General features: G+C 41.6%; 6 protein-coding genes. 4 read left to right on the top strand and 2 right to left on the bottom strand.

Annotated elements, in window-relative coordinates:
- Nucleotides 1-107 precede the first annotated feature (107 nt).
- The 3 genes from HC752_RS23475 to HC752_RS23465 all read left to right on the top strand — a co-directional run bounded on the left by HC752_RS23475 (nucleotide 108) and on the right by HC752_RS23465 (nucleotide 2,788).
- Nucleotides 108-401, top strand: coding sequence for a hypothetical protein (locus HC752_RS23475; protein ID WP_190337613.1), 294 nt, complete (start codon nucleotides 108-110; stop codon nucleotides 399-401).
- Nucleotides 402-891: 490 nt separating this feature from the next.
- A protein-coding gene (locus HC752_RS23470; RefSeq protein WP_238930614.1) for an IS3 family transposase occupies nucleotides 892-2,003 on the top strand; the annotation gives its coding sequence in 2 pieces (ribosomal slippage) (nucleotides 892-1,144 and nucleotides 1,144-2,003; 1,113 coding nt in all).
- Nucleotides 2,004-2,035: 32 nt separating this feature from the next.
- On the top strand, nucleotides 2,036-2,788 hold the full coding sequence (locus HC752_RS23465) for a phosphotransferase family protein (RefSeq protein ID WP_190337612.1): 753 nt from the start codon (nucleotides 2,036-2,038) through the stop codon (nucleotides 2,786-2,788).
- A gap of 139 nt (nucleotides 2,789-2,927) precedes the next feature.
- On the opposite strand, the gene HC752_RS23460 is transcribed toward HC752_RS23465, so the two are convergent.
- Both HC752_RS23460 and HC752_RS23455 read right to left on the bottom strand, forming a co-directional pair.
- Nucleotides 2,928-3,425 carry a GNAT family N-acetyltransferase gene (locus HC752_RS23460; RefSeq protein WP_190337611.1) on the bottom strand — a complete coding sequence of 166 codons (498 nt, stop codon included), beginning with the start codon at nucleotides 3,423-3,425 and terminating at the stop codon, nucleotides 2,928-2,930.
- Nucleotides 3,422-3,694, bottom strand: coding sequence for a type II toxin-antitoxin system TacA family antitoxin (locus HC752_RS23455; RefSeq protein ID WP_190337610.1), 273 nt, complete (start codon nucleotides 3,692-3,694; stop codon nucleotides 3,422-3,424). The genes HC752_RS23460 and HC752_RS23455 overlap by 4 nt, the downstream gene beginning before the upstream one ends.
- A 237-nt stretch (nucleotides 3,695-3,931) precedes the next feature.
- Here HC752_RS23455 and HC752_RS23450 point away from each other — a divergent pair, with 237 nt between their 5' ends.
- Entirely contained in the window at nucleotides 3,932-4,504 is a 573-nt protein-coding gene (locus tag HC752_RS23450; protein ID WP_190337609.1) for a hypothetical protein, read from the top strand.
- Nucleotides 4,505-4,781: the final 277 nt, after the last annotated feature.

The following is a 4,781-nucleotide window of genomic DNA, read 5'->3' as shown; positions in this document are numbered from 1 at the left end:
TTGATTGTATTGCTTCCAGTTGGTGGTTTTGTAACAAGGTTTAGGCATTGGGCTACGAGGTGAAGTGAATGTAGCTGATCAGATCGTAGGTTCTTGATTTAGTTCCAATGAATTACGCAACAAAGCCAAGTGTGGCTAAAGAACCTACCGAAAGGAAAAGGATTCTTGATAGGTTTGAATATTTAACTGGAAAAATTGATGAGGATACAGGCGAACAAATTGGTTTAAGAACAAGGATTGTTCATATAGGAGCGCGTTTTGAGGGCCTAGTAAACCTAGCTTCTGAACGACGTGACTTATTTGATGAGTTGGACTTATATATTAGGATCATGATTAATGACATGATCGAGTTCTCACACATATCTTTTGGTGATTACGAAAAACTAAGGTCTGAACGCTAAAACGCACATAACAAACTGTTCAAGAGGGATTCGCAACGCGTAGCATTTTCACTATGCGTTGGTTTTAGTGTTTAAGGCGGTATGCGGCGGCCTCGGTATTGAGTTGCTCACACCTTGGCAGGGCGTTATACCTACCTATATGTGAAAGTTAGAGGGTTTTATGAAAAAATTTTTGTCGATATTGCTTGCTGGGCTTCTAGTTCCATGCTTGGCCAATGCCCAAGTAATCAACTGGACTACAACCATTAAAGTAGTTGTAGTTACGACCAATAAAGTGAATTTAATTGTAACTAGAGTCTCTGAGCCTAATCCATATGGCTCAACATGGGATTGTACAAGTGATGCAGTGAATATAGGGGATTATAATCAGTCAGTATCAACGTCACTCAAGTATTCAGCAGCAGTTGAAGCATATTGTAATCATCCCCTAAACTAGGGACATTTAGAATTAGAGTTCTTCGGTTTAAACTAAACCAAATGGAGAACGCTGATGAAAAAGTCACGCTATACAGAAACGCAAATCGTCAAGATTCTGAAAGAAGTTGAGGCTGGCAGGTTGGTCAAAGAGGTCTGCCGAGAGTATGGCATCTCAGATGCCACTTACTACAACTGGAAGTCCAAGTACGGCGGCATGGAAGCCTCAGACGTGAAGCAACTCAAGGAGCTTGAGGATGAAAACCGACGCCTGAAGCAAATGTTTGCTGAACTGAGCCTCGACCATAAAATTCTTAAGGATATCGTCGAAAAAAAGCTGTAAAGCCCACGATTCGGCGAGAGTGGGTGGATTACGTCAAGAATTGTCACTGTGTGAGTCTGCGTAGGGCTTGTCGTTTAGTCGGTATCAGTGACTCGGTCTATCGTTATCGACCAGATAAGCACCGAGATACCCCTGTGATTGCCGCCTTGCAAGAAGCCGTTGAACGTTATCCCGCTTATGGTTTTGGCATGTTATTCAAAGTGCTTAAACGATGGGGGTATCGCTGGAACCACAAGCGTGTCCATCGACTCTACTGCGAACTGAAGTTGAATAAACGCCGTCGAGGAAAGAAGCGATTACCAACAAGAGAGCCCGCTTCTTTATGTGTGCCAGATACCCTCAACCAATGCTGGTCAATGGATTTCATGAGCGATTCACTGATGTGTGGCAGACGCTTCAGGACGTTCAATGTTATCGATAACTTTAACCGTGAAGCGCTAGCCATTGAAATTGACTTGAGCCTTCCCGCTCAAAGAGTTGTCCGCGTATTGGAGCGTATCGTCGCTTGGCGAGGTTATCCAAGTCAGTTACGTATGGACAATGGTCCAGAGTTTATCTCAACGACTTTAGCTGAATGGGCGGAGCAACATGACATACAACTTGAGTTCATACAACCAGGTAAGCCCACACAAAACTCGTTTGTTGAAAGGTTCAACCGGACCTATCGAGATGAAATACTCAACATGTATGTGTTTAGAACGTTAAAAGAGGCACGTGAGCTAACGGAAAGCTGGGTTCGAGAATATAACGATGAGCGTCCCCACAGCTCGCTAGATGACCTGACCCCATGGGAATATCTCGCTAAGTTGAAATTGCCGGAAGACTCTAATTTAGGGTGCCACTAAAAAAGGGATGTTTACAACAAGACTTATCAAAGATGGGTTCTGCTAGAGTATTTATTGAGACTTTAGGCGGGGTTAACTGTGTGCTTAAGCAAGGCGCATCGGAAGTAGAGATACATTTTTACCAATCAGCTGCACCGAAATTAATGGGGATAAACACTCCAAGATTGTTAAAAATAGACAGAAACCATCTGTACATAGAACATATTCCAAATCGTATATTGCTCAAAGATTTACGAACTAAGTCCGATTTGCTTTCTCAATTGGCAGCCCTTCATTGTTCTGAATACACTCCTACTTTTGAAGTTAAGAAGCATGAATGGACAGCCTTCGCTACTGACGAAGCCCTTAAAATATTGAATCTTCCCGATGTTGCGGAATCCTCAATAAAACGGATACAGTCATTCTCCGATAGTATCTTTGATTACAAGGCGCTGATATCTGGTGACACCAATGACGGTAACTGGGGAACCCGAAAAAACGGAGATCTAGTGTTGTTCGACTGGGAGCGTTTTGGTCAAGGTAGCCCAGCTATTGATTTGGCTCCTCTAGTTAGCGGTCTTGGTGGCATCGCTGAATACAAGGAAATTGCTACTCAATACATCAAACACAACCCAGCACTCTCCAAAACTGAGCTACTTGAGCATCTCATTATCGCTAAGTGCTGGATAGTTATAGAAGTCGTAAACATCTTAAATAGCCGAAACAACCCAGAGCAAGAAAAGTACATAAACTGGTATAGGGCTAATATTCCTAAGTGGTTAGCTTCAGTGGAAGATGCGTTATAACAAAAAATTCAAGCAGACCAAAAACGCGTGGCATTTTTAGTTTGCGTTGAGTTTAGTGTTTACGGTGGTTTGCAGAAACAGCATTTGTGCGTTTTTGGCAGCTTAATTCGGCGTTAGTTTGCTAAAGGCTAGCGGTTAACTAGCCTAAGCTTGCTCTCACATCAGCAATGGTGATGAAGAGTTTATTTTCAGCGTCTTCAAATGCTTGAAAACCATAGCGTTCATAGAAGTGTTTCGCACCGTCTTTGGCGTCAACGATAACCACTGGAAATGCAACGCTATCACTAGCAGCTAATAGCTTTCTGAGTGCGTCGATAAGCAGCCATTCACCAAAGCCTTTCCCTTTGTATCGGTCATCGACAGCAAGGCGGGCAATCAGACCGCCAGAGGCGGATGATTGGTGCTTTTTTTGTAACTTATCAGGCAATGCCTTTAAGTCAATTGGTGTCATTGTTAGCGTGTAAAAGCCGATGACATGTGAGTTGTCGTTATCATCTTCCAAAACAAACGTTCTGGTGTTGTCTTTTTTTGCTTGCTGACTCGCCATTACTTTTAAGTAATTATTGAGAGCTTCGATACCACAGTTGAATCGGTTTCTATCGTGTTTAGCTTTATCTAGAAGTACCGTATTCATCATTGAGTTTTGCTCTCATATCGATCAGCAGCAGCTTTTAGTTTTGAGTTCTGTGTAGCAGGGCGGTCTAAAGCTTCCATCAGCAACATAGCATCAGCTTGGTTCAGTTTTAAAGCCTGTTCACGTTCGATGACTTGTTTAGCTTTTTCGATTGCAGCGCTTAGAACAAATGAGTTTATACTAGACATGCCAGCGATAGCCGCAGCCTTGCTAAGTAAATCTTGTGTGTCGACATCAACTCTAGCGGTGATGCGAGGCAAAGTAGTAGCCATAATGTTATCTCCTGTTGTGTCAAAATGTCACATGAGTATTATGGTCTTAAAGTGTGCAATAAGCAATCGCCGTGTCACTTTGGCACGCAAACTAACAAACAATTTAAGAGCGATTCGGCACGCGTGACATTTTTACTATGCGTCGGTTTTAGTGTTTAAGGTGCAATGCAGCGGTTTGATTTGTGCGTTGTCTGCGGTTTAAGCTGGCGTTAACTAAATTAGATGGTGAGTCAGATTATGTTCAAAAAGAAAGTGTATGCAACATTACTTATATTATCTCTAGCAGGTTGTGCTAGTACTACAGAAAACAAACAAGCCTACTCTGAGCCTGAAAACTCTAGTTCTTCGATATCTTTTGTAAGAAGTTCTTTTATATTTAAATATGAGCCTGATATAAATCCTACGAAAAAGAAGCTGCTTCAAGAAGTATTTTCGAATAGTGGGGAATATAGTATTGATATCTATAGAGATAACGCCAATTGTAAGACACCAATGACAGTTGATGTAGGCTCTCTGGAGAATAAAGCGCTAAAAGTCCCATCGAATGAAATGGTTACAATTTTGCTCAGTTGGCAAAAAGGAGAAAGGAGTACTGGTATGGTTAGATGTGAAAGCTTGTTTAGTTTTAATGTTGAGGAGAATACAAACTATACGGTAAAGCATCATCTAACAAACTACTGTAGTGTTACCGTATTTAATGATACAACGGGGTTAGCAGTTGATGTATATAACCGCGAGTACGCACATCGATGTGATAATGACGATTCTTATCCGGAGCCAGTAAAGACATTTAGTGTTCGAACATATTAAATTCAGTTAACAAAAGCTTCAAGCCGACAGCCAACATTTGGCATTTTTGGTTTGGATGAAGTTTTGTGATTACGTTGGTCAGTTTGAGCAGTGTAGCGGTTGGCTGCTGCTTAAGCTGGCGTTAGAATGAAAGAGGTTGAATAAATTAAATGTATTAGTTCCGACTAGATCTGACACTTCAATTTGAAAAGAAGAGAGTTACCCACTTTGATTAAAGGTGCTTAATCACTAATCAAAGACAATAAGAGGTAACTCTCATGCTTCATACTAGCAATCC

The organism is Vibrio sp. S9_S30, from assembly GCF_014694455.1.
Classification (GTDB): domain Bacteria; phylum Pseudomonadota; class Gammaproteobacteria; order Enterobacterales; family Vibrionaceae; genus Vibrio.
Note: the sequence above shows the minus strand (reverse complement) of the source record. Positions and strands in the feature narration are given on the sequence as shown.